The organism is Demequina sediminis (genome assembly GCF_039545075.1).
In the GTDB taxonomy this organism is placed as follows: Bacteria; Actinomycetota; Actinomycetes; order Actinomycetales; family Demequinaceae; genus Demequina; species Demequina sediminis.
In genome coordinates this window covers 40,735-65,896 of the sequence record NZ_BAABRR010000009.1, presented here as the reverse complement: position 1 = coordinate 65,896, position 25,162 = coordinate 40,735, and the positions used below count along the sequence as shown (strand labels likewise).

28 protein-coding genes, 3 tRNA genes and 2 pseudogenes are annotated in these 25,162 nt (G+C 69.7%); 18 read left to right on the top strand and 15 right to left on the bottom strand.

The genetic code is table 11. The annotated features are described in order from the left end of the window. Window positions 1-38 precede the first annotated feature (38 nt). Together ABEA62_RS09305 and ABEA62_RS09300 are read left to right on the top strand one after the other, a co-directional pair. Window positions 39-638: a TetR/AcrR family transcriptional regulator gene (locus ABEA62_RS09305; RefSeq protein ID WP_286213806.1), complete on the top strand. Its 600-nt coding sequence runs from the start codon at window positions 39-41 to the stop codon at window positions 636-638. Window positions 639-747: 109 nt separating this feature from the next. Beyond that, entirely contained in the window at window positions 748-1,857 is a 1,110-nt protein-coding gene (locus ABEA62_RS09300) for an NADH:flavin oxidoreductase/NADH oxidase (RefSeq protein ID WP_286213807.1), read from the top strand. A 4-nt stretch (window positions 1,858-1,861) separates the two neighbouring features. Here the strand turns inward: ABEA62_RS09300 and ABEA62_RS09295 are convergent, their stop codons facing one another. From ABEA62_RS09295 to ABEA62_RS09270, 6 genes are all read right to left on the bottom strand, one after another. Then, a complete protein-coding gene (locus ABEA62_RS09295; RefSeq protein ID WP_345379772.1) occupies window positions 1,862-2,872 on the bottom strand; it encodes a LacI family DNA-binding transcriptional regulator in 1,011 nt (336 codons plus the stop codon). A gap of 3 nt (window positions 2,873-2,875) precedes the next feature. Further along, on the bottom strand, window positions 2,876-4,393 hold the full coding sequence (locus ABEA62_RS09290) for a sugar ABC transporter ATP-binding protein (protein WP_345379770.1): 1,518 nt from the start codon (window positions 4,391-4,393) through the stop codon (window positions 2,876-2,878). A 55-nt stretch (window positions 4,394-4,448) separates the two neighbouring features. Further along, window positions 4,449-4,976: a hypothetical protein gene (locus ABEA62_RS09285; RefSeq protein ID WP_345379767.1), complete on the bottom strand. Its 528-nt coding sequence runs from the start codon at window positions 4,974-4,976 to the stop codon at window positions 4,449-4,451. A 291-nt stretch (window positions 4,977-5,267) separates the two neighbouring features. Continuing rightward, the gene (locus tag ABEA62_RS09280; protein ID WP_286213812.1) at window positions 5,268-6,020 is read right to left on the bottom strand and encodes a hypothetical protein; all 753 of its coding nucleotides are present in this window, start codon (window positions 6,018-6,020) and stop codon (window positions 5,268-5,270) included. Further along, window positions 6,017-6,904: an ABC transporter ATP-binding protein gene (locus ABEA62_RS09275; RefSeq protein WP_286213813.1), complete on the bottom strand. Its 888-nt coding sequence runs from the start codon at window positions 6,902-6,904 to the stop codon at window positions 6,017-6,019. The genes ABEA62_RS09280 and ABEA62_RS09275 overlap by 4 nt, the downstream gene beginning before the upstream one ends. Then, window positions 6,901-7,257: a GntR family transcriptional regulator gene (locus ABEA62_RS09270; protein ID WP_286213814.1), complete on the bottom strand. Its 357-nt coding sequence runs from the start codon at window positions 7,255-7,257 to the stop codon at window positions 6,901-6,903. Before ABEA62_RS09270 ends, ABEA62_RS09275 begins: the two co-directional genes overlap by 4 nt. A 145-nt stretch (window positions 7,258-7,402) precedes the next feature. Here ABEA62_RS09270 and orn point away from each other — a divergent pair, with 145 nt between their 5' ends. The 5 genes from orn (at window position 7,403) to ABEA62_RS09245 (ending at window position 12,170) form a co-directional block, all read left to right on the top strand. Next, the gene (gene orn, locus ABEA62_RS09265; protein WP_345379763.1) at window positions 7,403-8,008 is read left to right on the top strand and encodes an oligoribonuclease; all 606 of its coding nucleotides are present in this window, start codon (window positions 7,403-7,405) and stop codon (window positions 8,006-8,008) included. Window positions 8,009-8,050: 42 nt separating this feature from the next. Next, window positions 8,051-8,126 (top strand) — tRNA-His (locus tag ABEA62_RS09260). 854 nt (window positions 8,127-8,980) lie between these two features. Further along, window positions 8,981-9,637, top strand: a complete 657-nt coding sequence (locus ABEA62_RS09255; RefSeq protein ID WP_221286293.1) for a Crp/Fnr family transcriptional regulator — start codon at window positions 8,981-8,983, stop codon at window positions 9,635-9,637. Window positions 9,638-9,901: 264 nt separating this feature from the next. Further along, window positions 9,902-10,138, top strand: a complete 237-nt coding sequence (locus tag ABEA62_RS09250) for a heavy-metal-associated domain-containing protein (protein ID WP_146836307.1) — start codon at window positions 9,902-9,904, stop codon at window positions 10,136-10,138. A gap of 100 nt (window positions 10,139-10,238) precedes the next feature. Further along, window positions 10,239-12,170, top strand: a complete 1,932-nt coding sequence (locus tag ABEA62_RS09245) for a heavy metal translocating P-type ATPase (protein ID WP_286213818.1) — start codon at window positions 10,239-10,241, stop codon at window positions 12,168-12,170. 313 nt (window positions 12,171-12,483) lie between these two features. On the opposite strand, the gene ABEA62_RS09240 is transcribed toward ABEA62_RS09245, so the two are convergent. Then, entirely contained in the window at window positions 12,484-12,711 is a 228-nt protein-coding gene (locus tag ABEA62_RS09240) for a DNA-processing protein DprA (RefSeq protein ID WP_345379754.1), read from the bottom strand. Between the two features lie 8 nt (window positions 12,712-12,719). On the opposite strand from ABEA62_RS09240, the pseudogene ABEA62_RS09235 reads away from it, so the two are divergent. After that, window positions 12,720-13,121 (top strand): annotated as a pseudogene (locus ABEA62_RS09235) (ISL3 family transposase); the annotation flags it as partial. Here the strand turns inward: ABEA62_RS09235 and ABEA62_RS09230 are convergent. Further along, complete coding sequence (locus ABEA62_RS09230; RefSeq protein WP_286213819.1) at window positions 13,118-13,360, bottom strand: helix-turn-helix domain-containing protein; 243 nt, start codon at window positions 13,358-13,360, stop codon at window positions 13,118-13,120. The pseudogene ABEA62_RS09235 and the gene ABEA62_RS09230 overlap by 4 nt on opposite strands. 313 nt (window positions 13,361-13,673) lie before the next feature. On the opposite strand from ABEA62_RS09230, the gene ABEA62_RS09225 reads away from it, so the two are divergent. Then, complete coding sequence (locus ABEA62_RS09225) at window positions 13,674-14,339, top strand: DUF4126 domain-containing protein (RefSeq protein WP_286213820.1); 666 nt, start codon at window positions 13,674-13,676, stop codon at window positions 14,337-14,339. 48 nt (window positions 14,340-14,387) lie between these two features. On the opposite strand, the pseudogene ABEA62_RS09220 reads toward ABEA62_RS09225, so the two are convergent. Then, window positions 14,388-15,113, bottom strand: a pseudogene (locus ABEA62_RS09220) (ABC transporter ATP-binding protein); the annotation flags it as partial. A 41-nt stretch (window positions 15,114-15,154) separates the two neighbouring features. Here ABEA62_RS09220 and ABEA62_RS09215 point away from each other — a divergent pair. The 4 genes from ABEA62_RS09215 to ABEA62_RS09200 all read left to right on the top strand — a co-directional run bounded on the left by ABEA62_RS09215 (window position 15,155) and on the right by ABEA62_RS09200 (window position 18,282). Beyond that, window positions 15,155-15,865 carry an ABC transporter permease gene (locus tag ABEA62_RS09215; RefSeq protein WP_286213821.1) on the top strand — a complete coding sequence of 237 codons (711 nt, stop codon included), beginning with the start codon at window positions 15,155-15,157 and terminating at the stop codon, window positions 15,863-15,865. Beyond that, window positions 15,862-16,593 carry an ABC transporter permease gene (locus ABEA62_RS09210; protein WP_345379751.1) on the top strand — a complete coding sequence of 244 codons (732 nt, stop codon included), beginning with the start codon at window positions 15,862-15,864 and terminating at the stop codon, window positions 16,591-16,593. The genes ABEA62_RS09215 and ABEA62_RS09210 overlap by 4 nt, the downstream gene beginning before the upstream one ends. 155 nt (window positions 16,594-16,748) lie before the next feature. Then, a complete protein-coding gene (locus ABEA62_RS09205; RefSeq protein ID WP_345379749.1) occupies window positions 16,749-17,744 on the top strand; it encodes a glycine betaine ABC transporter substrate-binding protein in 996 nt (331 codons plus the stop codon). Between the two features lie 160 nt (window positions 17,745-17,904). Continuing rightward, window positions 17,905-18,282 (top strand): LURP-one-related/scramblase family protein, encoded by a 378-nt coding sequence (locus tag ABEA62_RS09200; protein ID WP_286213823.1) that lies wholly within the window; start codon window positions 17,905-17,907, stop codon window positions 18,280-18,282. Here the strand turns inward: ABEA62_RS09200 and ABEA62_RS09195 are convergent. Beyond that, a complete protein-coding gene (locus ABEA62_RS09195) occupies window positions 18,279-18,755 on the bottom strand; it encodes an Lrp/AsnC family transcriptional regulator (RefSeq protein WP_286213824.1) in 477 nt (158 codons plus the stop codon). The two genes, ABEA62_RS09200 and ABEA62_RS09195, sit on opposite strands and share 4 nt — an antisense overlap. Before the next feature lie 155 nt (window positions 18,756-18,910). On the opposite strand from ABEA62_RS09195, the gene ABEA62_RS09190 reads away from it, so the two are divergent. After that, on the top strand, window positions 18,911-20,347 hold the full coding sequence (locus tag ABEA62_RS09190; RefSeq protein WP_345379746.1) for a DUF6421 family protein: 1,437 nt from the start codon (window positions 18,911-18,913) through the stop codon (window positions 20,345-20,347). Between the two features lie 2 nt (window positions 20,348-20,349). Further along, window positions 20,350-21,018, top strand: a complete 669-nt coding sequence (locus tag ABEA62_RS09185) for an SDR family NAD(P)-dependent oxidoreductase (RefSeq protein WP_286213825.1) — start codon at window positions 20,350-20,352, stop codon at window positions 21,016-21,018. A gap of 69 nt (window positions 21,019-21,087) precedes the next feature. Here ABEA62_RS09185 and ABEA62_RS09180 read toward each other — a convergent pair. Further along, window positions 21,088-21,160 (bottom strand) — tRNA-Lys (locus ABEA62_RS09180). A 109-nt stretch (window positions 21,161-21,269) separates the two neighbouring features. Here ABEA62_RS09180 and bcp point away from each other — a divergent pair. Together bcp and ABEA62_RS09170 are read left to right on the top strand one after the other, a co-directional pair. Continuing rightward, entirely contained in the window at window positions 21,270-21,740 is a 471-nt protein-coding gene (gene bcp, locus ABEA62_RS09175) for a thioredoxin-dependent thiol peroxidase (RefSeq protein ID WP_345379743.1), read from the top strand. A gap of 149 nt (window positions 21,741-21,889) precedes the next feature. Next, window positions 21,890-21,971, top strand: a tRNA-Leu gene (locus tag ABEA62_RS09170). A 178-nt stretch (window positions 21,972-22,149) separates the two neighbouring features. Here ABEA62_RS09170 and trxA read toward each other — a convergent pair. Then, window positions 22,150-22,521: a thioredoxin gene (gene trxA / locus ABEA62_RS09165; protein WP_286213826.1), complete on the bottom strand. Its 372-nt coding sequence runs from the start codon at window positions 22,519-22,521 to the stop codon at window positions 22,150-22,152. 135 nt (window positions 22,522-22,656) lie between these two features. On the opposite strand from trxA, the gene ABEA62_RS09160 reads away from it, so the two are divergent. Further along, the gene (locus ABEA62_RS09160) at window positions 22,657-23,199 is read left to right on the top strand and encodes a DUF4916 domain-containing protein (RefSeq protein WP_286213827.1); all 543 of its coding nucleotides are present in this window, start codon (window positions 22,657-22,659) and stop codon (window positions 23,197-23,199) included. On the opposite strand, the gene ABEA62_RS09155 is transcribed toward ABEA62_RS09160, so the two are convergent. The 3 genes from ABEA62_RS09155 to rph are packed head-to-tail and all read right to left on the bottom strand — an operon-like array spanning window position 23,192 to window position 25,114. Beyond that, window positions 23,192-23,737, bottom strand: coding sequence for a mismatch-specific DNA-glycosylase (locus tag ABEA62_RS09155; protein WP_286213828.1), 546 nt, complete (start codon window positions 23,735-23,737; stop codon window positions 23,192-23,194). The two genes, ABEA62_RS09160 and ABEA62_RS09155, sit on opposite strands and share 8 nt — an antisense overlap. Before the next feature lies 1 nt (window position 23,738). Then, window positions 23,739-24,371, bottom strand: a complete 633-nt coding sequence (rdgB, locus tag ABEA62_RS09150) for an RdgB/HAM1 family non-canonical purine NTP pyrophosphatase (RefSeq protein ID WP_286213829.1) — start codon at window positions 24,369-24,371, stop codon at window positions 23,739-23,741. 11 nt (window positions 24,372-24,382) lie between these two features. Continuing rightward, window positions 24,383-25,114 (bottom strand): ribonuclease PH, encoded by a 732-nt coding sequence (gene rph, locus ABEA62_RS09145; RefSeq protein ID WP_286213830.1) that lies wholly within the window; start codon window positions 25,112-25,114, stop codon window positions 24,383-24,385. Window positions 25,115-25,162 lie beyond the last annotated feature (48 nt).

The following is a 25,162-nucleotide window of genomic DNA, read 5'->3' as shown; positions in this document are numbered from 1 at the left end:
TTTCCCTCGTGGCGGCGCGACGCCGATAGGATCACCCGGTGACCAACGACCCGCGCTTCACCCGCAGCGCGGATGCCCTCGCGGCGGCGGTGCTTGCGCTCGCGGCGGAGCGCCCGATCGAGCGCATCTCGGTCACCGAGATCGCACGGCATGCGCGGGTGACCCGCGCGACGTTCTACAACCATGCGACGTCGCCGTCGATGCTGCTCACGCGCACGCTTGAGGCCGAGCTCGACCGGATCAGGAGCGACTTCCTCGAGGAGGTCACAGCCGACCCCGGCGAGGTCGAGCGCATCTGGCGGGACTCCGAGCTCTCGCTGGTCCAGCACCTGCTCGCCCACGCCGCGGTGTACCGGTGCGGGCTGGCGCCCGCCGAGGGCGCTCACGGCTCCGTGCTTGCGGCGCTGCTCGCGTCGCACCTCGAGGGAGGGCTGCTCGCGTATGCCGATGCCTCGGGCATGCGTGCCGCCGGTTCCGACCTGGTGCGCCTGGAGATGGCCGCCGCGTTCGTGAGCCAGGGCACCGTGGGCGCGCTGCGGGCGTGGCTGCTGAGCCCCGAGCCTCACGATCCACACTTCGCGGTCGACACCATCGTGGGCTTCATCCCCGCGATGTGGTTCGCGCTCGCGCGCGACTGACGCGGCCGCGGACTCCCTCCCGCGGAATCTCCCAGGACCCTGGGGTGTTGCTGACCTCGCGGAGGAACGCGACGATGCACCCCGTCCCCCCTAGCTGTAAGGAAGCTTGATGACGTCTGCCCTGTTCTCTCCCCTCGCGATCCGCTCCGTCACGACCCGCAACCGCCTGTGGGTGAGCCCGCTGTGCCAGTACTCGTGCGAGGACAGGGACGGCACGCCGAACGACTGGCACCTGGTGCACCTCGGCTCCTTCGCGCGCGGCGGCGCTGGCCTGGTGATGAGCGAGGCGACGGCGGTGCTGCCCGAGGGCCGCATCTCGCCGTGGGACACAGGCATCTGGAACGACGCGCAGCGCGACGCGTGGGCGCGCATCGTCGACTTCATTCACGGCCAGGGGGCCGTCGCGGCGATCCAGCTCGCGCACGCGGGACGCAAGGCGTCCACGTACCGCGAGTGGAGCGGCGAGGGCACCGTGCCCGCCGCCGAGGGTGGCTGGGACACCGTCGCACCCTCCGCGGTGGCCTTCGACGGCTACGCCGCTCCCACCGCGCTCGATGAGGACGGCATCGCCGCCGTGATCGACGCGTTCGGCGAGGCCGCGCGACGGTCGCTCGAGGCGGGCTTCGACGTGCTGGAGGTCCACGCCGCTCACGGCTATCTGCTCCACCAGTTCCTGTCCCCGCTGTCGAACACCCGCGAGGACCGCTGGGGAGCGGGCCTCGTGGGACGCGCGCGACTGCTCCTGCACGTGGTGCGCAAGGTGCGTGCGGTCGCGGGCGATCAGGTGCCCGTCCTCGTGCGCGTGTCCGCGACCGATTGGCTCGAGCCCGAGGGGTGGACGCTCGACGACACGGTGACGGTCTCGCAGTGGCTGCGCGAGGCAGGTGCCGACCTCGTGGACACCTCGACTGGCGGGCTGGTCCCCGGCGTGCGGATTCCCACCGGCCTCGGCTATCAGGTCGCGCACGCGAGCGCGATTCGCGAGCGCTCCGGAATCGCGGCGACCGCGGTCGGGCAGATCGTCGAGGCGCGCCAGGCGGAGAGCATCATCGCGTCGGGTCAGGCGGATGCCGTGTTCGTCGGCAGGGAGTTCATGCGGGACCCGCACCTGCCGCTGCGCGCCGCGCACGAGCTGGGCGTCGAGATCGACTACTGGCCCGCGCAGTACCGGCGTGCCTCGTTCTCCGCGCGCCCGAGCATCGTCGCCGACGAGGACTGATGCGCTAGGCGGGCCGCGTCGACTCGCGTACCACCAGGTGCGTGGGCAGCGGCGTGTCCGTGGTCTCGCCGTCGGTGTCCTCGAGGGCGACGAGTACCTTCTGCATGATCGTGCGTCCCAGCGCCTCGAAGTCCTGGCGCACGGTCGTGAGCGGGGGGTAGAGGAATCCCGCCTCGGGGATGTCGTCGAATCCCACGATGCTGATGTCGTGCGGCACGCGCAGCCCACGCTGCCTCAGGGCAGACATCAGCCCGATCGACATCTGGTCGTTGCCCACGAAGACGGCATCGCCCGACACGATGTCGAGCTCCATCCCGATCGCGTGGCCGCTCGCAGCGGTCCAGTCACCGTGGGTGGGCTCGACCGTCTCGAGCCGCCCCGCGGCGAGCTCATCGCGCCAGCCGCGCACGCGCTCGGTCGCGTCAGGGGCGTGCGCGGGACCCGCGACGTGGAGGATGCGCGCGTGGCCGAGCTCGGCGAGGTGGCGCACCGCGGTGCGCGCTCCCCTGTACTGGTCGATCGAGACGATGCGCGGGCCCCGGCGCTGCGTCGAGGCGGCGGCGACGACGGGGATGGCCACGTCGAGTCCTCGCACCACCTCGAGAGCGGCGGCCTCGGCGACGATCACCACCACCGCGTCGACCCGCTGGCGCAGCAGGCCCTCGATGGCCGACCTCACGGCGGTCGGGTCTCCGCCCGCGGTGCTCACCGCGTCGACGCTGTAGCGCGCCTCGCGCGCCGCGAGGTTGAAGTGCATCGCGATCGACGCGGGTCCATAGTCGACGTTGTTCGGGGTGATGAGGCCGATGGTCCGGGTGCGGCGGGTGACGAGCGCGCGGGCCGCCGGCGACGGGCTGTAGTGCAGCTGGGCGATCGCCTGCTCGACGCGCTCCTTGGTCGCCGGGCGCACGTTGGGCAGCCCGTTGAGCACGCGCGAGACGGTCTGATGAGACACTCCCGCGAGGCGCGCGACGTCAAAGATGTTCGCGGCGCGGGCGCTCTTCTCATTCGCCACGTGCTACTCCTGATCCTCGTCGGGCTGCGCGACCAGGGCGAGAAGCGCGGCGCTGGACATCTCCCCTGCCGCGACCGTATCGACGATTCTGCCGTCCCGTAGGACCGCCACGCGGTCGCCCACGCGCAGCACCTCCTCGAGCTCCGCGGAGATGAACATCACGGACATGCCGTTGTCGGCAAGCTCGCCCACCAGATTCTGGATCTCGACCTTGGCGCCCACGTCGATGCCGCGCGTGGGCTCGTCGAGCACGAGCACGCGAGGCGACAGCGCGAGGAGCCTCGCGAGCAGCACCTTCTGCTGGTTGCCGCCCGAGAGCGTGCCCACGGGCCGATCGAGGTCGGCCGGGCGGATGCCGAGCGCATCGACCCAACTCGCCGCGAGCTCTCGCCTGCTCGCCGGCGGGATGCGGCGGAACACCCCGCGCTCGGACTGCAGCGCGAGCGTGATGTTGTCGAGGATGCTGAGCTCCGCCACGATCCCGTCGCGCTGCCTGTTCTCCGACGAGTACACGACGCCGAGCGACATCGCGCGGCGCGGCGAGTCGAGGCTCACGTCCGTCTGCTCGATGCGGATGATGCCCGCCTCAGCCTTCGTCACTCCCGTCAGGGCACGGGCGAGCGACGTGCGCCCCGAGCCCAGCAGTCCCGCGACGCCCAGCACCTCGCCCTCGCCCATGTCGACGTCCGCGTCCCTGATGCCGTGGCCGCCCGTGAGCCCGCGCGCGTGCAGGACCACGGAGGCCGCCGGCTCGGCGGCCTCGACGCGGTCGCGAGAGCGGTGCTCGGCGGCCTTGCGGCCGAGCATCTTCTCGACCAGGTCGATCCGCAGCAGCTCGTTCGTGAGGTACTCCCCCACGAACTCGCCGTCGCGCAGCACCGTGAGGCGATCGCAGACCTCGTAGACCTGGTCAAGGAAGTGCGACACGAAGAGGATCGCGACGCCTCGCGACTTCAGCTCGCGGATGATCCGGAACAGCTCGGCGACCTCGTCGAGGTCGAGGCTCGACGTGGGCTCGTCGAGCACGAGCACCTTGACGTCGACGGACAGCGCGCGGGCGATCGACACCAGCTGCTGCACCGCGAGCGAGTGCGTGCCGAGCGTCGACGCCGGGTCGATGTCGAGGCCCAGCTCCGCGAGGATCTCGCGCGCGTGGGCCTGCATGCGCTTGGCGCTGATGACTCCGCCGCGTCGCTGTTCGCGGCCGAGCCCGATGTTCTCCGCGACGGAGAGGTTGGGCAGGAGCTCGACCTCCTGGTAGACCGTGCTGATGCCCGCTCGCTGCGCCTCGTACGGCGTCGCGAAGGTCACTAGTTCGCCGTCGAGTCGAAGCTCGCCCTCGTTCAGCGGAAGCACGCCCGTGATGGCCTTGATGAGGGTCGACTTGCCCGCACCGTTCTCTCCCATGAGGGAGTGCACCTCGCCGGGGAACAGCCGGAAGCTGACGTTGTTCAACGCCGCATCGACACCGAAGCGCACCGTCGCGCCGGTGAGCTCCAGCAAAGGCCGCACCTCGTCCACGCCCCCATTATCAGGGCGAAGACGAGGTGCGGCGTGCAACCCGGCGGAAGAGTCCCTAACGGCGTCCCTCCGCACGGGCCACAATCGCCCGCTGCACGACGATGAAGAGCAGCAGGAGAGCTCCCACGATGATCTGCATCCACGACTGCTCGGCACCCATGAACGAGATGATGGTCTTGATGGTGCCGTACACGAACACACCCACCATCGAGCCCAGCACGTATCCGCGGCCACCCGTGAGCAGCGTGCCGCCGATCACGACCGCGGCGATCGCGTCGACGCCCTGGTTGATGAAGCTGCGCACCGCGGCGATCTGTGCGGCGGGGTCGTTGTCCGCCGCGTTGAAGATCAGCTCGAAGCCGTTCTCCTCGGAGAACGCGGCCTTCATCGACTCGGTGTTGGCCGAACGCCAGCCGCTCTCGGAGCCGGTCTGGGCGAAGCCAACGGTGATGGTCTCTTCAGTTCCGCCGCCGCCCGCAGCCGGCGACTCGGACGAGCCCGGGTCCGCATCCGTCGAGCAGGCCGTCAGCGCGAACGCCGCTGCGCCTGCCAGCGCGATGGTGGAAAGGAAACGCTTGTTCATTTCTCAGAACCTCCCTGTTCTGGTCCGGCGACACTGCCGGGTCGAGCGCATAGCCCCGCGGCACCGGGAACGGTGCCGTGTGATGAATATTAGCGCTCACAATTGCCCGTCCCGCAACCCGCTCTCGGTCACGGTTGTGTAACGGAGGCCTGGTGCGGCACGGTACCAGCCACCTCAGGCCTGCTGCACGGGCTGCCGGAATGTGAGTGTTCACTTTCCGAGAATGGCCGATGCCCGGGTGGGGTGACACTGCCGCGTCACCTCACCCGGGCATCGGCCCGCGTCACGTACTCAGCTTCGGATGGATGCCCGCCGCAACAGAAGATGCCCCACGAGGGCGAATACCCCGGCGAGCGCGACCGCCCATCCCGACAGCTCGACGAGAGACGAGCCCTCGAAGAAGCGGCCCACCGCGCCCCACGCATCCGCGCGCGTCACGAGGTAGATCGCGCCGATCAGCACCACGCCGAGCGCCCCAAAGAAGAGCAGCATGCCGGTCGAGCCCCACCTCACGTACACGGAGGCCACGGCGGCGCCGAGCATGGCCATGAACGTGATCGCGGCGGCATACGCGAGCGCCACCTGCCACAACGGGACCTCGAGCAGGAAGAAGGGCGAGAAGAAGCGACCGCCGACTCCCCACCCATCCGTCGCGCGCTCGATGGCCGCCAGGAGCGTCATCCCCAACGAGTAGAGCACCGCCATCGCGAGGAAGAAGAGCACCGTGCCGAGGTAGTAGTCACGCCGGGTCGCGCTCAGGCCCACCGCGAAGCGGAACGTCTGGTTCATCGCGATGGTCGCCGCGACCATCATGTAGAACACGATCCACGCCGCGCCGCCGTTGTACTGGAACGCGTCGGGCTCGAGAGAGCCCTCGTCGGCCACGCTCGTCACGATCCACCAGATCGCGAGGTTCATTCCGAAGATCGCGAGCGTGATGAGCCACGGGGTGACGAGCGTCGCGACGGGGTTGGCGGCGTGGATGCGCGCGCCGTTGAGGATGCGCCGCGACGCGGGCATCGCGGGTGCGAGCGTGGCACTCATGCGGAGACCTCCTGCGCCTGGTCGCCGCGCGTGCGGCTCACCACGAGTTCCTGCAGGGACACGGGAGCAAGCTCGAGACCCGCGGCGAGAGCCTCGGCGCGGTCCGCCTCGCTGATGCCGTCGACGGTCGCCGACGCGATCCCTCCCACCCAGTCGCGGCGCAGCACGGATCTTCCCTCGACGAAGGCGTCGACCTGCGACGCCCTGCCCACGACGCTCACGGCGCTGCCGCGGAGGTCCTCGGCCTCGGCGTCGATGACCACCCGACCAGAGTCGATCACCACGACGCGATCGAGCAGCCGCGAGGCCTCGTCGATGAGGTGGGTCGACATCACGACGGTCCGCGGGTTCTTCGCGTAGTCGTCGAGGAGGAGGTCGTAGAACAGCTGCCTGGCGACGGCGTCGAGTCCCGCATACGGCTCGTCGAAGAGCGTGAGCGGCGCGCGGGAGGCGAGCCCGACGATCACACCGATCGCGGAGCGCTGCCCGCGCGAGAGCTTCTTCATGCGCCGGTCGAGCGGCACGCCGAACTCCCTGACGAGCCGGCGCGCGTAGGGCTCGTCCCAGTCCGCATATGCCCACGACGCGGCACGCAGCACGTGGCCGCCCTTGAACGTGTCGGGATAGGTCTGAGACTCCTTGACCAGGCACGTGCGGCCCAGCACCGCGGCATTCTCGAGCGGTCGCTCGCCGAAGACGCGGATCTCGCCGGCGCTGGCGAACTCCTGGCCGGTGACCAGCTGGAGCAGGGTGGTCTTTCCCGCGCCGTTGCGGCCCAGGAGGCCGCACACGCTGCCCTCCTCGACCGCGAAGCTGACATCGTCGACGGCGCACACCGCACCGTATGTCCTACTCAGGCGCTCGGCCTCGATGATGGCGGTCAAGTGGCCGCCTCCTTCCTGATCATGTCCACAACCTGCCCCTGTGTCAGGCCCAGCGTCGCGGCCCGCTCGACGAGCGGACGGACGTAGGCATCTCGAAACTCGTCGCGCCTCGCGGCCAGCAGCCGCTCGCGCGCGCCGCCCGCCACGAACATCCCGATGCCGCGGCGCTTGTACAGCACGCCGGAGTCCACCAACAGGTTCACCCCCTTGAGCGCGGTCGCCGGGTTGATCCGGTGAAAGGCCGCGAGCTCGTTGATGGACGGCACCTGGGACTCCTCCGGCATCGAGCCGTCGAGGATGCGCGCCTCGAGCTGCTCGGCGATCTGCTGAAAGATCGGTCGGCCGTCGTCCACGCGCTCCCCCTCTCGTGTCGTGTGAGGCTCGCCGCACGGACGCGGCGACCACCCTGGTTAGTTACTTCACCAACTAACCAACCATGCCGGCCCCTCCGTGTCAACCCCGGCATCGTTCCCGCGGGCCGTCGGTAAGGTGGGGGCCATGACGGACACCCCCCTCGTGTGGATCGATTGCGAGATGACAGGCCTCGACATCAGCAAGGACGCGCTCATCGAGGTCGCGTGCTTGGTGACGGACTCGGAGCTCAACGTGTTGGGCGACGGCGTCTCCGTGGTCATCAAGCCCTCCCCCGAGGCCCTCGACGGGATGGGCGACTTCGTGCGCCACATGCACGTCGAGTCGGGCCTGCTGCCCGAGCTCGACGGCGGCATGACGATGGCCGAGGCGCAGGAGCGCGTGCTCGAATACGTGCGCGCGCACGTCCCGGTCGCCGGCAAGTCGCCGCTCGCTGGCAACACCGTGGGCATGGACCGGATGTTCCTCGACCGCGACATGCCCGAGCTCGTGGGCCACCTGCACTATCGCGTGGTCGACGTCAGCTCGATCAAGGAGCTCGTGCGCCGCTGGTACCCGCGGGTGTTCTTCCAGGCCCCGGCCAAGACCGGCGGCCACCGCGCGCTGGGCGACATCCGCGACTCGATCACCGAGCTGCGGTACTACCGCGAGACCGTGCTCGCCCCCTCGCCGGGCCCCGACTCCGAGCAGGCCAAGGCGGCCGCGGCGCGCGTGTCCGCTCCAACCCCGTAGACCGGGTACACTACTTCGTGGCTCTTCGCGCAAGGGCCGATGGTGGCTATAGCTCAGCTGGTAGAGCACCGCGTTGTGGTCGCGGGGGCCGCGGGTTCAAGTCCCGTTAGCCACCCCAAACGGGTCAGGTGTGAACTTGCGACCAAGGGTCCGCCCTTGGTCGCGGTTCGCGCCTGGCCCATTTTCTTTGCCTCGGCGGCCCAGCTCAGGGCGTCGGCGTGGAGGCCGGGGACGCTCAGCCCGTCGTACGGGTTCCGGTAGCCGACGCAGACGTCGTTGTCCTCGTCTATGTAGATCGCCCTGAACAGTGCCTGGTTGCACAGCCTGCGGTTCGCGGCGTCGGCGTGCTCGTAGATGTCGGCGGCGTTCGACAGCAGCTTCAGCGAGTCGTCGAGGTTCGCCCGCGCGTCGGCGTAGTGGCCGTGGTGAGCGTTGATCCGATGCTCGATGGTCTCCAACGACGAAGTGATCCGGTCCTGCTCCTTCTTGAGCAGGTTGAGCGGGATCGCCCCGGCGTAGTGAGCCTGGAGCAGCTTGTGCTGCTCGCCTTCGAGCTGGGTTCGTCGTGTCGCCAGGTCGGTGAGTTCGGCGGCACCTTCGGCCATCATCTCGTCGAACCTGGCATGGAGCATGGCCGAGACCGCCTGCGTCGTTTCGGGGTCGAGCTAGACCTTGGCGTAGAAGCGTTCGATGAGGTGTTCGACCTGCTCGATGAGCATCGCCTGCCGGGTGCAGTCACCTCTGCCACCATGCCGGCTGGCGCACACGAAGTGGTCAAGTCCCGTGACGACTGCCTGCACGTGCTTGCGGGGACCCGCGCCGCGTGGCGTCCGGCTGATCCGGGGCCTGCTCTAGCCTTGAGACAGACGAAAGGGGGCCGAGGTGGCACAGAGACGAAGCACACCCTTGGTGGTCCCCACCGCCGACCCTCATGTCTGCACACCGGGCGTGCGGTTGCGGATGCTGGCACGTGTGCCGTTGTTCGCGGACCTGGACGTTCACGATATCGCCCAGGTCGATCGGCGCTGTCAGGCTCATGCCTTTGAGGCTGGAGCGGTCGTGTATCACGCCGGAGCATCGGCGACAAGGATGTATGTCGTGGCCACGGGGGCTGTCAAGGCGGTACGCCCAGCCCTCGATGGCCGCGAGACGATCCTCGACCTGTGCGCTCCGGGCGACTTCCTCGGCGCTGTTCCCGCGTTGGGCGAGGACGTCTACTCAGACACCGCCTGGGCGGTCTCCGCCTCGTGCCTGTTGGGCCTAGAGGCTCATGACTTCGACGCGATCATGGAGAGGTTCCCCGCCGTGGCCAGGGCCACCCTCAGGGGTGTCTCCCGCAGGTTGAGCCAGGCACAACAGGCGGTCCATCTGTTGGCGGGCGCACCGTTGGAGCAGCGCCTAGCGGCCATGCTGCTGCTGATCGCGGACAAGATGGGCCGCCCCTGGGACGGCGGCACCCTGCTCGATGTGCCGCTGACACGTGAGGATTTGGCCTCGATGACCGGCGCTGCGCCTGAGTCGGTCAGCCGGCTGTTGAGCGGGTGGCGACGAGAGGGCCTGATCGACTCGGGCCGACGATGGATCGCCGTGCGCGACCCCAAGGCCCTCCACTCGCTGCGCGACGCCTGACCATCTCCGGTCGGACACCCGACCCTTCTCATGCACAACTGAGGTCAGTGCGGCTGCACGCGTGGGTGCGCGTGGATGGAGAACCCTCCGCCGACCGAGCGGTCTCAGACGACTCGCCGAGTTCACCCGGAGCACGATGAACCCGATCCTGGGAGGAATCTGCGGTTACTTGATCTGCGTCATGGTGACCCTGCCGGACCGTTCGTAGCGTCATGAGTACCAGCCCAACTCCGGGCGGAACCGTCATCGAAAGGGATGATGATCATGACGACGAACGCTTCTTCCACACGCACCGTCCTGCGGGCCGAGGGCTTCTCCTGCCCCTCGTGCGTGGCCAAGATCGAGAAGCAGGTGGGGCGCTTGGACGGCGTGTCGGCGGTGAAGGTGCACTTCGCCTCGGCTCGCATTGAGGTCGACCACGATCCGGCGCTGGCGAGCGTCGAGGACTTGGTGGCTGCGGTGGCCAAGGCCGGCTACGTGGCACGACCGGCCACCTTCTAGCCCAGCCCTGATCCCGAAGTCGGCGCCTACGGATACCCCTGGGCGCCGACACCCATCGATCCGAAGTGAACCGCCACCCAAGAACGCGAAGGAAACCACCATGAGAACACTGACCGCACTCCTGCACCGCCGCTGGGCGATCCCCGGCGTCTCGGGACTGCTAATCGTCGTCTCTATCCTGGCCCAGCGGCTGTTCGACCAGCAGCTCCTCGTGAATGCGCTGATGGTGGCTGCGGCAGCCGTTGCAGGCACCCCCATCGTCATCAAGGCCACCCGCGCCCTGCTCACTCGCGCGATCGGGATCGACCTGCTGGTCAGCGTAGCCGCGATCGGAGCGATCATCATCGGCGAGTACTGGGAGGCTGCGGCCGTCACCTTCCTGTTCGCCGTCGGCCACGCACTAGAAGCGGCCACGCTGAACAAGACACGTTCAGCATTGGCCGAGCTGGTGGCCGTTGCTCCCGATGCGGCGGTCGTGCTGCGGGACGGCCATCAGGTCGAAGTCCCTGCCAATGAGGTCGCGATGGGCGAGATCGTGCTGGTCAAGAACGGCGCCAAGGTCCCCGTCGACGGCGAGGTCGTGGCCGGCACCGGGAGCATCGACGAGGCCTCGATCACCGGCGAATCGATCCCGGTGGAGAAGTCCGAGGCCGATCACGTCTTCGCCGGCACCGTCTCCCGTAGCGGCTTCTTGCAGGTGCTTGCCACCGGCGTCGGTGCCGACACCACCCTGGCCAGGATCATCCACCGGGTCGAGGAGGCCCAGGACGCCAAGGCCCGCACCGCCCAATTCATGGACCGCTTCTCAGCCTGGTACACCCCCGCCATCATGGTCGGCGCACTCGCCGTCGGCCTGATCACCTCCGACGTCGTGCTGGCGCTGACCCTGCTGGTCATCGGTTGCCCCGGCGCCCTGGTGATCTCCATCCCGGTCTCGATCGTCGCCGGGATCGGCCGCGCCGCCCGGGACGGCATCCTCATCAAGGGCGGGGAGTTCCTGGAGACCTCAGCCAAGATCGACACCGTCGCGGTCGATAAGACCGGGACCCTTACCGAAGGCCGACCCCAGCTCACCGACGTCATCGTGCTCAATCCAGCCCTCGACCGCACCGGCGTCCTGCGATGGGCCGCGCTCGCCGAGGCCGGCTCCGAACACCCCCTCGCCCGCCCGATCCTGGACGCCGCGGCCGACGCCGGCGTCGCCCCGGTCGGGCTCGCCGACCACACCGAGCCCGTGCCCGGCAAGGGCATCGCCGCCACCGCCGGCCAGCACCGGGTCCTGATCGGCAACGCCGCGCTGCTGGAGCACTACGACCTTCCTGACACCCTCCAAGCAACCCGCGTCGCCGAAGAACTCGCCGCCGCCGGGCAGACACCGATGATCGTCGCCATCGACGACACCGTCGCAGGCGTCATTGCCGTCGCCGACGCTCTGCGGACCGATGCCGCAGCGATGGTCGACCGCCTGCACCACTCTGGCGTGCGCACCGTCGTCATGCTCACCGGCGACGCCCCCGAGGTCGCCCACGCCGTGGCCACCGCGACCGGCATCGACGAGGTCCACGCCGGTCTGCTGCCCGAGGACAAACTCGACGCCGTCGCCGCTCTGCAACGCCGCGGACACACCGTGGCTATGGTCGGCGACGGCGTCAACGATGCCCCCGCCCTGGCCACCGCCAACATCGGTGTAGCCATGGGCGCCGCCGGATCAGCCGTCGCCGTCGAGACCGCCGACATCGCCCTCATGGGCGACGACCTGCTCAAACTCCCCGAAGCGATATCGCTGGCCAAACGCACCGTCAACAACATGCGCCAGAACATCACCATCGCCATGATCACCGTCACCCTGTTGCTCGTCGGCGTCCTCTTCGGCGGCGTCACAATGGCTATCGGCATGCTCGTCCACGAAGCATCCGTCCTCATCGTCATCATCAACGCCATGCGCCTCCTACGCCGACGGGCCCGACAGCCAGCGCCGAGGTTCGCTACTTCCTGCGTTGCTACACGCCGAGCAACATCCTGCTCGATCTGATCCGCACGAGGAAGGGACTGAAGTGGGGCGTCCCCGCGATGCTCCTTGCCGGTCCCTACCTGGCCATCGCCCTCTGGTGCACCACCCTCATCGAGAACGGCGGCCCGGGATGGCTCCACCTTGTAGTCCTGCTCTGCATCTGGAACGCTCTCAAGATGCTGGGCACCGGCCCTGCGAGCGTCGTTCTCCTCACGAAGGCTCGCGCCCGTGAGCACCGCGCGCAGCGGCAGGAACCGTCCGATGTGCCACTGCGCGAGCTCACTCGGAGCTCTCGCTGAGTCCAGCGTCAGGCAGCCAGTGCCGGACCTGCGCGCTACAGCGTGCGTGTCGGACCAAGCGAAGGTGGGCGGACCTCCATGTCGAGTCGCTCTCGTGGCACCTGGCCTGGTTCAACCAGACTCGCGAGGTCCGATGTATCCGCCACCAGGGTTGCGATGCCATCGCGCAGCAAACGATGCGGCCCAACGCTCGCGGCACTCGTGACCGGGCCAGGGACGGCTCCGACACGTCGGCCGAGTTCGGCGGCTCGCTGGGCAACCACCAGTGAACCTGACCGACCGCCAGTGGGCACGCCTGGACGCCCTGTTCGACGACGACGCCCATGCTGAGGTCGAGGTCACCTGGACCGCCTACCAGCGCATCATCACCGCCTACCGTCACCCCGACCGCGCGACCGCGGAGCGCGACTTCACGGCACTCATCGAGTCGCTTCGCACCGGCGTGCCGGCCGCGCTGGTCGAGCTTCGCAGGCTCGGCCGGACCCTGAGCCATCGCGCCGCCGACGTCCTGGCGTACTTCGACCGGCCAGCGACCTCAAACGGGCCCACAGAGGCCATCAACGGCCGACTCGAGTACCTCCGCGGATCCGCCCTGGGGTTCCGAAACCTCACCCACTACATCGCGAGATCGCTACTCGAGACCGGAGGCTTCAGGCCACTCCTACAGCCCTAAATGCGAAGAGCCCTTATTCGCACCTGCTTACGGTCGACTCCGAGCGTGCGGGCGATCGCGCGCATCGAGATGCCACCGCTGTGCAGCTTCATTGCCTCTGCGGCTTCCTCGATTGTGAGGCCGTGCTGACGTCGCACGACGTTGGTTCGGGTGAGGTGCTTCGAAACGGTTGCGCGATGCACACCATACTTTTTAGCCAGGTATCCGACACTGAGACCAGCGAGGTAGTCGTCGATCAAGCGGTCTACTTCAGCGGGGGTGAGAATGGTTTGAGGTTTCCCAATCCTCCTGACACAGGGCCCTCGCACGTCTTGAATCGGGGCGCTACCGACCCGCTGAGACACCCGGTATGTCCCTCTTTTCCAGCGGGAAATCAACGATTCTAGCTTCGGGGTGGGGTTTGAGAACTGTCTACGCAGGCACCCCAGTCGAAGGCCCCCGGCGTCACTCACGCCGGGGGCCTTTCGCTTGCCGTGCGGACTATCCTTGCCAGGGTGCCGCATCGCGGCGAGACGCCACCGAGCCGCGACGCGGCGAATCCGAGGAGGTCACGTGTTCGCAGCCCTGACCGGAATGGGCCTGTCCGCGGCCGCCGGCCTCAATGCGTTCATCCCGTTGGTGATGGTGGGGCTCTTCGCTCGCTTCACCGACTTCATCGTGCTTCCCGAGCACCTGGACTGGCTCCAGTCGTGGCCCGCGATCATCATCGGGTTGGTGCTGCTCGCGGCGGAGCTCGTGCTCGACAAGATCCCTGGCGTCGACCACATCAACGACCTCATCCAGTCGCTCATCCGGCCCCTCGTGGGCGGCGTCATCTTCGCGGCGACCGCGGCCGCGCAGGTGATCGACCAGAGCAACTTCTGGCAGGACAACCCCCTGATCGCGGGAATCGTGGGCGCGGTCATTGCCGCCGGCGTCCACACGGCGAAGTCGGCGTCCCGGCCCGCGGTCAACGCCGCGACGGCTGGCACCGGCGCCCCCGTGGCCTCGTTCGCCGAGGACGCGACCGCGGTGGGGCTCAGCCTCATCGCGATCTTCGTGCCGATCCTGGTGATCGTGGTGCTCGTGGCGATGGGAGCGGTCTTCTACAGGATCGTCACTACCGGCCGCCGACGCCGCAGGCGTCGCGCGCAGCTCGAGGCGGAGGAGCGTGCCGAGCGGGAGGAACGCGCCGCCGCCGGCATCAAGACGCCATGGTGGCGGGGCCGCTGGCGGTAGCGTCGCCGGGGGGACTCGTCAGGCCGCGGTCTCCTCGCCGAAATCGGCAAGGAAGTCCGCCACGAAGGCGTTCGCCGGTGCCCCCTTGACCTCGTCGGGAGTGCCGAGCTGCTCGAGCACGCCCCCGGTCGACAGCACCGCGATGCGGTCCGCAAGGAGCATCGCCTCGCGCATGTCGTGGGTCACCATCACCACGGTGGTGCCGAGGTCGCGCTGGAGCGCCTGGAACTCTCGCTGAAGGCGCCGCCTGCCCTGGGGATCGACCGCACCAAAGGGCTCGTCCATGAGCAACACCGGGGGCCGCGTGGCGAGGGCGCGCGCCACGCCCACGCGCTGGCGCTCGCCTCCCGACAGCTCATGGGGGTAGCGATCGGCATACGTGTCGCCATGGAGCCCGACCAGCTCGAGGAGTTCCGCGACGCGAGCGCGCGTGCGCGCCTTGTCCCACTTGAGCAGCCGGGGCACCGTCGCGACGTTCTGCGCGACCGTCCGGTGCGGGAACAGTCCCACGTGCTGAATGACGTAGCCGATCCCTCGACGCAGCTCGACCGGGTCCTGCCCCATGACATCCACGCCGCCCACGGAGATCACTCCGCCGGACGGCTCGACCAGCCGATTGATCATGCGCAGCGTGGTCGACTTGCCGCAGCCGGACGGCCCCACGAGCGCGAGCACCTCGCCGCCGCGGATCTCGAGGTCGAGGCGATCGACCGCGACGGTGCCGTCGGGATAGGTCTTGCGCACGCCGTCGAGCCGGATCTCGGTGGTGTCCATCGAGCCACCGTAGCGCGCCTGTCACCCTGTACGGTCAAGGGGTGGACAATCCCTGGCTGTCGCTCGACTACCTGCGACGCAGCGGCGGCGAGGTCTGGGAGCACCTCGTGATCCACGCCTCGCTCACGCTGCAGGCCGTCGCGATCGCCGCACTCATCGCACTGCCCCTCGCGGTGCTCGCGCGGCGGATCCCGCGACTGGCGGCGCCCATCCTCGGCGTCACGGGAGTGCTCTACACGATCCCCTCGCTCGCGCTGTTCGGCCTGCTCGCTCCGTTCACCGGGATCGGCCGCACCACCGTCCTGATCGGTCTGGTCGCGTACGCCTTGCTCGTGCTCGTGCGGAACATCATCGTGGGTCTCGAGGGCGTCGACCCCGACGTCGTCGATGCCGCGCGGGGGCTCGGATACACGCGCGGCCGGCTGCTGCTCACCGTGGAGCTGCCCAACGCGCTGCCCAGCATCGTCGCCGGGCTGCGCCTCGCGACCGTCACCACAGTCGCGCTCGTCACGGTGGGCGTGGTGGTTGGCTACGGCGGGCTGGGCCAGCTCATGTTCCGTGGCATGCAGTCCGACTATCACGCGCAGATCGCGACCGCCACGCTGCTGTGCCTCGCCCTCGCGCTCGTGCTCGACCTCGCGATCCTGCTCGCGGCCAGGCTCGCGATGCCCTGGACGCGCTCGCGACGCGCCGGCGCCCGGCGTGCCCGCTCGCGTGCGCGGTCGCGGTCTCGCGACGAGGTGACCGCATGAGCACGCTCGGCGACGCCTGGGACTACCTCACCACAGCCACCAGCTGGGTCGGGGCGAACGGAATGTTCGGGGAGAACTTCGACGGCTCGCTGCGCTTCCAGCGAGACTCCATCCTCGCGCTGATTCTCGAGCACCTTCAGATGTCAGCCGCCGCCGTGGGGATCGCGGCCGCGCTCGCGCTGCCGCTCGGGCTGTGGCTCGGTCACCTCCGCAAGGGTGGCGGCGCGACCACGGTGATCGCGAACGTGTCGCGCGCGATGCCCACTCTCGCGCTCCTCACGCTCTTCGCGGCCTCGTCGATCGGGTTCGGCAACCGCGCCGTCATCATCGCGGCGGCGATCTTCGCGTTCCCTCCCATCCTCACCAACACGTACACCGGCATGGCCGGGGTCGACGCCGACGTCCGCGAGGCCGCGTTCGGCCAGGGCATGACCAAGCTCCAGGTCGCGCTGCGGGTCGAGCTGCCGCTCGCGGTGCCGCTCATCGCGGCCGGGCTGCGGACCTCGGTCACGCAGACCGTCGCGACGGTCCCCCTCGCCGCGCTCGTGGGCGGCGGCGGTCTCGGCGTCATCATCGTCACCGCGCTCGCGACGCAGCGGTATGGCCAGGCGCTCGCGGGTGCGCTGATCGTCGCGACGCTCGCGCTGTCCGTCGACTGGCTGCTCGGACGCCTCCAGCGGCGCGTGACGCCCGCGCCGCTGCGCGACCGGGCACGCGTCGCCGCCTAGTCCCGCCGGGGCATCGTCCCCACCCATCCGCCCGCGACACCTCCGCCCGCGCGCGCGGCGCGAATGGTGAATACCCTGGAAGGCGCGGCCGACGGGAACAACCGACGCGCGCGAGAGGTTGCGACCTGTGTCCGTCCCCCACTCGAGGAGAGAACATGCGTACCAGAACCGGACTCCTTGCGGCCGTCGCCGCGAGCGCACTGATCTTGGCCGGCTGTAGTTCGGGCACCTCGGAGGGCGAGGCCACGGTCGAGCCCACCGTGGGCGCCACCGGCGGCACGACCGCACAGGAGTGCCAGCCGGTCCCCGGCGACGCCCTCGTGGTGCTGTCGGACGACAAGATGCTGCAGAACTCCGACAACATGATTCCCGCGATCAACGCCGACGCCGCGACCCCCGCGCTCATCGCGGCCCTCGACGCGGTGTCCGCGGTGCTCACCACGGACGACCTGATCCAGCTCAACAAGGCCGTCGACATCGACCGTCAGACCTCGCAGGAGGCGGCGACCCAGTTCGTGGCCGACCGCGGCATCGAGGCGCCCGAGCAGGGCGAGGGATCGATCGTGATCGGTGCGGCGAACTTCTCCGAGAACATCACGGTCGCGGAGATCTACTCCGCGGTGCTGGCCTCGGCCGGCTTCGACACCGAGGTCCGCACGATCGGCAACCGCGAGACCTACCTGCCCGCCCTGCAGAACGGCGAGGTCCACGTGGTGCCCGAGTACGCGGCCACCGTGACGGAGTTCCTCAACCGCGCGCAGAACGGCGCGGAGGCCGATGCCGTGGCGTCGGGCGACATCAACGAGACGGTCGCGGCGCTCGCGCCGTTGGCGGCGGAGGCCAGCCTGGTGTTCGGCGCGCCGTCCGCGGCCCAGGACCAGAACGCGTTCGCGGTGACGCAGGCCTTCGCCGACGAGTACGGCGTGACCTCGCTGACCGAGCTCGCCGACACCTGCGGCACCATCTCGCTGGGCGGCCCCCCGGAGTGCCCCGAGCGCCCGTTCTGCCAGATCGGACTCGAGGAGGAGTACGGCCTCGAGGTCGCGCAGTTCGACTCGCTCGACGCGGGCGGCCCGCTCACCAAGACCGCGATCCAGCAGGGACAGGTCATGGTCGGACTCGTGTTCTCGTCGGACGGCTCGCTGGCGTAGCGCTGACGTCTGACGATGACTCTCTGGCCCGTCCCCTTCGCGGGGGCGGGCCAGAGTCGTGTCGGGAAAGGCCCGCGCATCGTTCGCCGCCCGCCTCCCCGTGCGCTCCCCGCCCACCGCTTCTAGATTGAGTCTCGACCGCCCTCAAGAGGAGACCCCCATGTCCGTGCCAGCCGCCCCCGCCGGGTACACGCGCTACCTCATGAAGAGCAAGCTGGGCATGGGACGCGACTTCCGCGTGCTCGACCCCGCCACCGAACAGGACCTGTTCCTCGTCGACGGCAAGGTGGGCGCGCGACCCAAGGCCCAGATCCTCGACGCCGCGGGCGCGGTGCTCTTCGAGGTCACGGGCAAGCTGCTCGGGATCCCCAAGCGCATGGACGTCACGACTCCCGACGGGACCCAGGTGGCGCATCTGCACTCCCCCGCGCTGAAGTTCGTGCGCGACCGCTACACGATCGATGTCGCCGAGGGCGTCGAGCCTGGCCTCGCGTTCTCTCTCGTCTGGGCGATCGACCGCTGGGTCGAACGGGACTAGCGGTCGGGCTCGGCCCGATCCGCCGCCGGCGCCAGCGCCAGCGGGCGATTCTCGTAGAAGGTCTGGAGCACCACCGTGGTGCGGGTGGTCGCGCGGACCGCCCGCCGGATGTCGCGGATGAGCTCCTCGAGGTCGGGAGGCGTCGCGACGCGCACGAACAGCATGTAGCTGGCATCGCCCGCGATCGAGTGGCATGCCTCGACGGCGGGCAGGTGCTCGAGGAGCTGAGGGACGTCGTCGGCCTGGTCCGAGTCCAGCGGCGTGATCTCGATGAACGCGGACAGCGGACGCCCCACGGCCTCGGGGCTGACCAGCGCCCGGTAGCCCGTGATGACCCCCGTGGACTCCAGGCGCCGCAGCCGCGCCTGCACCGCGGACGTCGACAGCCCCACGTGCACGGCGAGCTGGGCGAGGGTCGCGCGCGCGTCGCGCGAGACCTCCGCGACGAGGCGGGAATCGACCGGATCCTGCATGACACGGACGGTACCCCATCGCACGGGTGCGAGGCGCACCGCCGAGGCCGCGCGAACCGGCAGAATCCTTGACCGCGAGGCGTTCCAATGGAAGGCTTCCCGTCATAGGCGCTCCACACAGGAACAATCCCCGTCAAAGCCGAAAGGGGCCGCCCATGTCAGTCCCCCACACCGCCGCGCCCGCCGCCACGCCCGCAGTCGCGCCCGCCAGCGCTCACGACGTCCAGACGGTCGAGACGAGCCCCGCGTGGCATCGGCTGAAGGCCGCCGCCACCGCGCTGCAGCCGCTCCAGGTCAAGGACGGCTCGATCCCCGACCCCGAGGATCACCCGCGCGCCCGCGACCTGGTCTCGAGCATCGTCGCGTCGATCCGCGAGCTCGCGCCGCTGTTCCCCCACGACGCCGCCTACCTGGGCGCGCTGCCGGGAGACTTCGCGCGCTGGGTCGACGGCGGCTTCGCGGTGCCCGACTTCCTCGACTCGCTGGTCGAGTTCCAGCCCCAGCGGCATCGGGTCGACGGCGTGCGCCACCTCGTCGTGTTTCCCATGTACACGCAGAACGGCTCGCCCGATCGCCACGTCGAGGCGCTGATCGTCGAGGCGATCTGGCCCGACTTCGTGGCGGCCCTCGAGGCGGGCGACTACGGCAACGCGCTGTTCGTGTCGCTGCGCCTCATCGATTTCACCCCCGGCTACGACACCAACTCTGCGGTCCTGTTCCCCGAGACCGTCGCGATGCGCGAGATCCCTCCGTTCACGTGGGGGGCGATCTTCCAGGACCGCGAGGCCGCGCGCTACCGCCGCGTGGTCGCGGCCGCCGCCGACATCACGCGGCTCGCGCTGCCGGAGGATGCCGCGGAGTTGATCGCGGACCAGGACGTCGCGGAGCGCACGTTCGTGATGTGGGACATCATCCACGACCGCACCCACATGCGCGGCGACCTGCCCTTCGACCCGTTCATGATCAAGCAGCGCATGCCGTTCTTCCTCTACACGCTCGAGGAGCTGCGTTGCGACCTCACCGCGTTCCGCGAGTCGGTCGGGATCCAGCGCGCCCTCGACGCCCGCGTCGCGGCCGGCGAGGACCTCACGGCGATCGAGCGGGACACCCGGAGGCATGCGCGGCTGGTGCAGTACGCAGTGCTCTTCGACCGCATCTTCCGCTTCCCGATCACGGGCTCACGGGTCCGCAATTACGACGGCCTGGGCGGTCAGCTGCTGTTCGCGTGGCTGCACAAGAAGCATGTGCTCGAATGGCGAGACGTCGAGTTGAGCATCGACTGGGCGCGCCTCGCCGACGCCGTGATCGAGCTGAGCGACATGATCAACGAGCTGTACTGGGAGTCGATCGACCGCCCCAAGACTGCCCATTGGCTCGCGGCGTACGCGCTGGTCTCCGGCATCGTCACCCCCCACCCGGCATCCGTGTGGGCCCAGGGGCTGCCGCGCGACGTGCTCGCCGGCCCGCCCAAGGGCTACACGGACCTGGTGATGGACGACGAGTTCCCGCTCTCGATGTTCTACGAGGCGCTCGACAAGAAGATGCGGGACGTCATCGAGTCGACCGCGGGCATCCGGGCGAGGACGTCCTGACGATGCCCGCGGTGGCCGGGCGGAGCGTGCTCATCGCCGGCGCGACCAGCGCGGTGGGCCTTGCCGCCGCCCGGGCGTTGACCGATGCCGGCGCGCGAGTCGTGGCGGTCGGGCGGAGCGCGGAGCGGCTCGAGCCCCTAGCCGGGCTCGGGGCGCGGACCGAGGTGGCCGACCTCGCCGACGAGGCCCAGGTCGCGCGCCTCGCCGAGCGCCTGCGCGGCGACGGAATCGCCCTGGACGGCGTGCTGTGTCTCGTGGGCGGGTGGCGCGGCGGCGGCGGCCTGGCCGGCCAGACCGAGGCGGACTACCGAGTGCTCGAGGCCTCTTTCACGGCACTGCGCCACGTGTCGCGCGCCTTCGAGGAGGACCTGGTCCGCTCTCCCGCGGGCAGGCTCGCGATCATCTCCTCGACCGCGGTGGCACGACCGCTCGCGGGCGGCGCGAACTACGCGGCGATCAAGGCGGCCAGCGAGGCGTGGGCCCGCGCGATCGCCCAAGGCTTCGCCAAGCACGCGCGCGAGGCGCGCGAGCCGGAGCGCGCGGAGGCCGTCATCTTCCGGGTCGCGAGCCTGGCAGGCCTCGAGGAGGCCGTCGCGGAGGCGTTCGTGGGGCTATGGGAGGCCGATGCGCCCGTCAACGGTGAGATCGTCGAGGTCTCCGGGCGGGAGTGAGCGGCGCGGCCCGGAGATGCACGAAGGCCCGGTTCTCGACACTGTCGTGAACCGGGCCTTCGCCGTCCGTACGCCCCCAGGGACTCGAACCCTGAACCCGCTGATTAAGAGTCAGCTGCTCTGCCAGTTGAGCTAGAGGCGCATCTCGCGCGTCGCGGCGCGAGAGACAACATTAGCAGGACCCGCGGCCCGAAGTGAAATCGGCCCCAGCCGGAATCCGAAGGCGCGGCGCCGGCGTTACCGTCTGCACTATGAGCGACACTCGACTGAGCGTGGGCGACACCGCCCCTGACTTCACCGCCCCCACCGACACCGGCACCCTCAGCCTCGCGGACCTGCGCGGCTCGAAAGTGATCCTGTACTTCTACCCCGCGGCGATGACGCCGGGATGCACCACTCAGGCGTGCGACTTCCGCGACTCGCTGGACGCGCTCCAGGCCGCCGGCTACACCGTCGTGGGCGTATCCAAGGACTCCCCCGCAAAGCTCGCGCAGTTCCGCGAGCAGGAGGGCCTCACCTTCACGCTGGTCTCCGACGAGGACCGGGCGATCCAGGAGGCGTACGGCGCGTGGGGCCTCAAGAAGCTGTACGGCAAGGAAGTAGAGGGCTCGATCCGCTCGACGGTCGTGATCGACGAGTCAGGCAAGGTCGCCCTCGCGCAGTACAACGTCAAGGCCACCGGCCACGTCGCGAAGCTGCGCAGGGACCTCGGGATCGACTGACCTCCCGCCCCAGCCCGGCCGCACCCGCGCACCCGCCCAGCCCGACCGCACCCGCGCCCGCGCCCTATGGGACGCTCACGGTCGCTTTTCGCGAGTGCGCGCCTCCCATGGGACACCCATGGTCGCGACGCCGCCTATCCTTGTCTCGCGCGCGAGTGGCGGAATTGGCAGACGCGCTGGATTTAGGTTCCAGTGTCTTCGGGCGTGGGGGTTCAAGTCCCCCCTCGCGCACGTCCTCGGCCCCGCATCGGCCTTCCGCCGATGCGGGGCCTCTCGCGTCCCTGCGCCGGCCCAAAGCAGCCCCACGCAAGCACCACCCCAGACGCGACACAGGCCCGGCCCCCGCGACTGCGGGAACCGGGCCTGCCGACACCATGAGGCGTCGCGCGCGACGCCTCGGTCGTCGAACTTAGTGCTCGGCGGACTCGTGCTCCGCGATCTTCGCGCGGACCTCGTCCATGTCGAGGCCCTCGACGGCCTCGACCAGCTGCTGCAGTGCCGGGCCGGGCAGGGCGCCCGCCTGGTTGAAGACCATGATGCCGTCGCGGAAGGCCATCAGCGTCGGGATCGCGGTGACGCCGAACTTGACGCTCAACTCCTGGTGAGCCTCGGTGTCGACCTTGGCGTGAACGATCTCGGGCTTGGTCTCCGACGACTTCTCGAAGATGGGCGCGAAGCGCTTGCACGGGCGGCACCAGTCCGCCCAGAAGTCGACGAGGACGATTCCGTCCTTGGTGACGGTCTCGTCGAACGTCTCGGTGGTCAGATCGATCGTTGCCATTGCTTCCTCTCTTGCGGCGTATACCCCCAGGGGTATCCTACCACTGCCCTCTCGGCGGCTTCATTCTTGGTATCCAGGTTGGCACGCTCCGGCGCGGATGGACAGCCATTCGCGGCGAGGCGGTAGAAAAGAGTCATGACCGACATGGCCGAGCTTCCCGACGAACCCACCGGTTGGCTGTCCGATCGCGAGCTGCAGCATGTGCGCTCCGAACTCCCGCTGGTGTACGTCAACGTCCTCCCCGTCCGGATTAATTCCATGGGCGAGATCACCGAGGTCGGCCTGCTCCTGCGCGCCTTCGACGGCGTCATCTCGCGTGCGGTGGTCGCCGGCCGCGTGCTCTATCACGAGCGCATTCGCGACGCGATCGTGCGCAACCTCGAGAAGGACCTCGGGATCGGCGCGCTGCCGCAGGTGCCGCTGTCCCCGCTGCCCGTCGCCGTCGCCGAGTACTTCCCCACGCGCGGCGTCACGCCGTTCCACGACTCGCGCCAGCACGCCGTCGCGCTCGTCTACGTCGTACCCGTCGGTGGCCACTGCGAGCCCCAGCAGGATGCCCTCGACCTCACGTGGCTGTCCCCCGAGGAGGCCGCGAGCGACGACGTCGCGAGCGAGATGGCGGGCGGCCAGCACGTGCTGTTGCGCCAGGCGCTCGCACACTGCGGTGCTCTCAGCTAACGCCGTCGCGGACCACTGCGGCGAGCTCTCTCCACCACTCGAGACGGGTCGCACGCCCGTCGTAGGACGCGCGGCCCTGGTTGCGCCCGCTGGGGCTCGGCAGCACGAACACTCGCGCGCCGCCGAGCAGCCAGTCCTGGACGCCCAGTCCCGGGCGCGGCCGTCCCGCCCAGCGGGAGGCCGCCGCGCCGGCCTCCTTCGAGGTGAAGGCGACCCACGCGGGACGATGCTCCTCCACCTTGGCGACGAGCCCGGGGACGTCGTACGGCAACCCCCGGTCGTGGCTCTGCGCCAAGGTCTTGACAAGGTCAGTCAGACCGATCCCCCACTCGCCCACCCGCGCATCGTCCTCATGCGACAGGCGCTCGGTCACCAGCCCCGCCTCCCACAGCAACGACCAGAACCGGTTGCCCGGTCCCGCGTAGTAGTGACCGCGCGCCGCGGACACGAGTCCCGGCGCGGTGCCGCACAACACCACGCGCAGCCCCGGACGGAGGATGTCCGGGAGGACCTCGGGAGCGTCGGCGCCGCGAGCCACGCTATCCCCGCAGGACCGCCGCGATGTGCGGCGCGAGCGCGCGGAAGGCGCGCCCACGGTGGGAGATCTCGTTCTTGCGTGCCGGGTCGAGCTCCGCGGTGGTCACGGACTCGCCCTCCGGGATGAAGATTGGGTCGTAGCCGAACCCCCCACCGCCCGCGGGGGCGAGCGCGAGCGTGCCCCGCAGCACTCCCTCGCACACCTCCTCGCGTCCATCCGGCGTCACCAGCACCGCCGCACAGACGAATTGCGCGCCGCGGTGCTCGAGAGGGATGTCGGCCATCTGCGCGAGCAGCAGCTCGACGTTCTCGCGGTCCGCACCGTGGCGCCCCGACCACAGCGCGGAGAAGATCCCCGGCGCGCCGCCCATGACGTCGACCGCGATGCCGGAGTCGTCGGCGATCGCGGGCAGTCCCGAAGATGCGGCGAGGGCGCGCGCCTTGATGAGCGCGTTCTGCGCGAACGTCACGCCGTCCTCGACCGGCGACGGCGCCCCTAGTTCGCCCGCCGACGCGAGGTCACCGTCGACGAGCCCCGGCACCAGCGGCGCGAGGATCGCGGCGATCTCGCCCACCTTGTGGGCGTTGTGGGTCGCGATCGCGAGACGCGGCGCGCGTGCGCCGCTCGCTGCCATGGCAGCCCCGCTCACAGCGACAGCGCGGCGGCCTGCAGGCGGGCCAGCTCGGCGTTACCCGCGGTCGCCAGCTCGAGCAGCGCGGCGAGCTCCGTCGGGGAGAACGGTGCGCCCTCGGCGGTGCCCTGCACCTCGACAAAGCCGCCCGCGCCCGTCATCACCACGTTCATGTCCGTCTCCGCTCGCACGTCCTCGACGTACGGAAGGTCGAGCATCGGGGTGCCGTCGATGATGCCCACCGACACCGCGGACACCGAGCCCGTGAGCGGCGCGGCGGCGGCCTTGAGCACGCCGGCGCCCTTGGCCCACGTCACCGCGTCCGCGAGCGCCACATACGCGCCGGTCACGGCCGCTGTGCGCGTGCCGCCGTCCGCGTCGAGCACGTCGCAATCCAGGACGATCGTGTTCTCGCCCAGCGCCTTGACGTCGATGATCGCGCGCAGCGAGCGACCAATCAGCCGGCTGATCTCGTGCGTGCGCCCGCCGATCTTGCCGCGCACGGACTCGCGGTCGTTGCGGGTGTTGGTCGCGCGCGGCAGCATCGCGTACTCGGCCGTGACCCAGCCCTCGCCCGAGCCCTTCTTCCACCGCGGCACGCCCTCGGTGAACGAGGCCGAGCACAGCACCCGCGTGCCGCCGAACGTCACGAGGCACGAGCCCTCGGCATTGCGCTGGAAGCCGCGCTCGAAGGAGATGGGACGCAACTGGTCGAAGGCGCGGCCGTCCGCGCGGGTGATCGTCATGCGGACGAGCCTAACCGCCCCCGCCGACCACGCCCCGCGCGGGGCGGC

What these genes read in the sequence shown, in the direction of transcription:
- ABEA62_RS09210 (WP_345379751.1), top strand. Translation starts at nt 15,862, where the DNA reads ATGAGCACGCTCGGCGACGCCTGGGACTACCTCACCACAGCCACCAGC.
- ABEA62_RS09250 (WP_146836307.1), top strand. Translation starts at nt 9,902, where the DNA reads ATGACGACGAACGCTTCTTCCACACGCACCGTCCTGCGGGCCGAGGGC.
- ABEA62_RS09200 (WP_286213823.1), top strand. Translation starts at nt 17,905, where the DNA reads ATGTCCGTGCCAGCCGCCCCCGCCGGGTACACGCGCTACCTCATGAAG.
- rdgB (WP_286213829.1), bottom strand. Translation starts at nt 24,371, where the DNA reads ATGGCAGCGAGCGGCGCACGCGCGCCGCGTCTCGCGATCGCGACCCAC.
- bcp (WP_345379743.1), top strand. Translation starts at nt 21,270, where the DNA reads ATGAGCGACACTCGACTGAGCGTGGGCGACACCGCCCCTGACTTCACC.
- ABEA62_RS09300 (WP_286213807.1), top strand. Translation starts at nt 748, where the DNA reads ATGACGTCTGCCCTGTTCTCTCCCCTCGCGATCCGCTCCGTCACGACC.
- ABEA62_RS09185 (WP_286213825.1), top strand. Translation starts at nt 20,350, where the DNA reads ATGCCCGCGGTGGCCGGGCGGAGCGTGCTCATCGCCGGCGCGACCAGC.
- orn (WP_345379763.1), top strand. Translation starts at nt 7,403, where the DNA reads ATGACGGACACCCCCCTCGTGTGGATCGATTGCGAGATGACAGGCCTC.
- ABEA62_RS09280 (WP_286213812.1), bottom strand. Translation starts at nt 6,020, where the DNA reads ATGAGTGCCACGCTCGCACCCGCGATGCCCGCGTCGCGGCGCATCCTC.
- rph (WP_286213830.1), bottom strand. Translation starts at nt 25,114, where the DNA reads ATGACGATCACCCGCGCGGACGGCCGCGCCTTCGACCAGTTGCGTCCC.
- ABEA62_RS09245 (WP_286213818.1), top strand. Translation starts at nt 10,239, where the DNA reads ATGAGAACACTGACCGCACTCCTGCACCGCCGCTGGGCGATCCCCGGC.
- ABEA62_RS09190 (WP_345379746.1), top strand. Translation starts at nt 18,911, where the DNA reads ATGTCAGTCCCCCACACCGCCGCGCCCGCCGCCACGCCCGCAGTCGCG.
- ABEA62_RS09195 (WP_286213824.1), bottom strand. Translation starts at nt 18,755, where the DNA reads ATGCAGGATCCGGTCGATTCCCGCCTCGTCGCGGAGGTCTCGCGCGAC.
- ABEA62_RS09285 (WP_345379767.1), bottom strand. Translation starts at nt 4,976, where the DNA reads ATGAACAAGCGTTTCCTTTCCACCATCGCGCTGGCAGGCGCAGCGGCG.
- ABEA62_RS09205 (WP_345379749.1), top strand. Translation starts at nt 16,749, where the DNA reads ATGCGTACCAGAACCGGACTCCTTGCGGCCGTCGCCGCGAGCGCACTG.
- ABEA62_RS09160 (WP_286213827.1), top strand. Translation starts at nt 22,657, where the DNA reads ATGACCGACATGGCCGAGCTTCCCGACGAACCCACCGGTTGGCTGTCC.
- trxA (WP_286213826.1), bottom strand. Translation starts at nt 22,521, where the DNA reads ATGGCAACGATCGATCTGACCACCGAGACGTTCGACGAGACCGTCACC.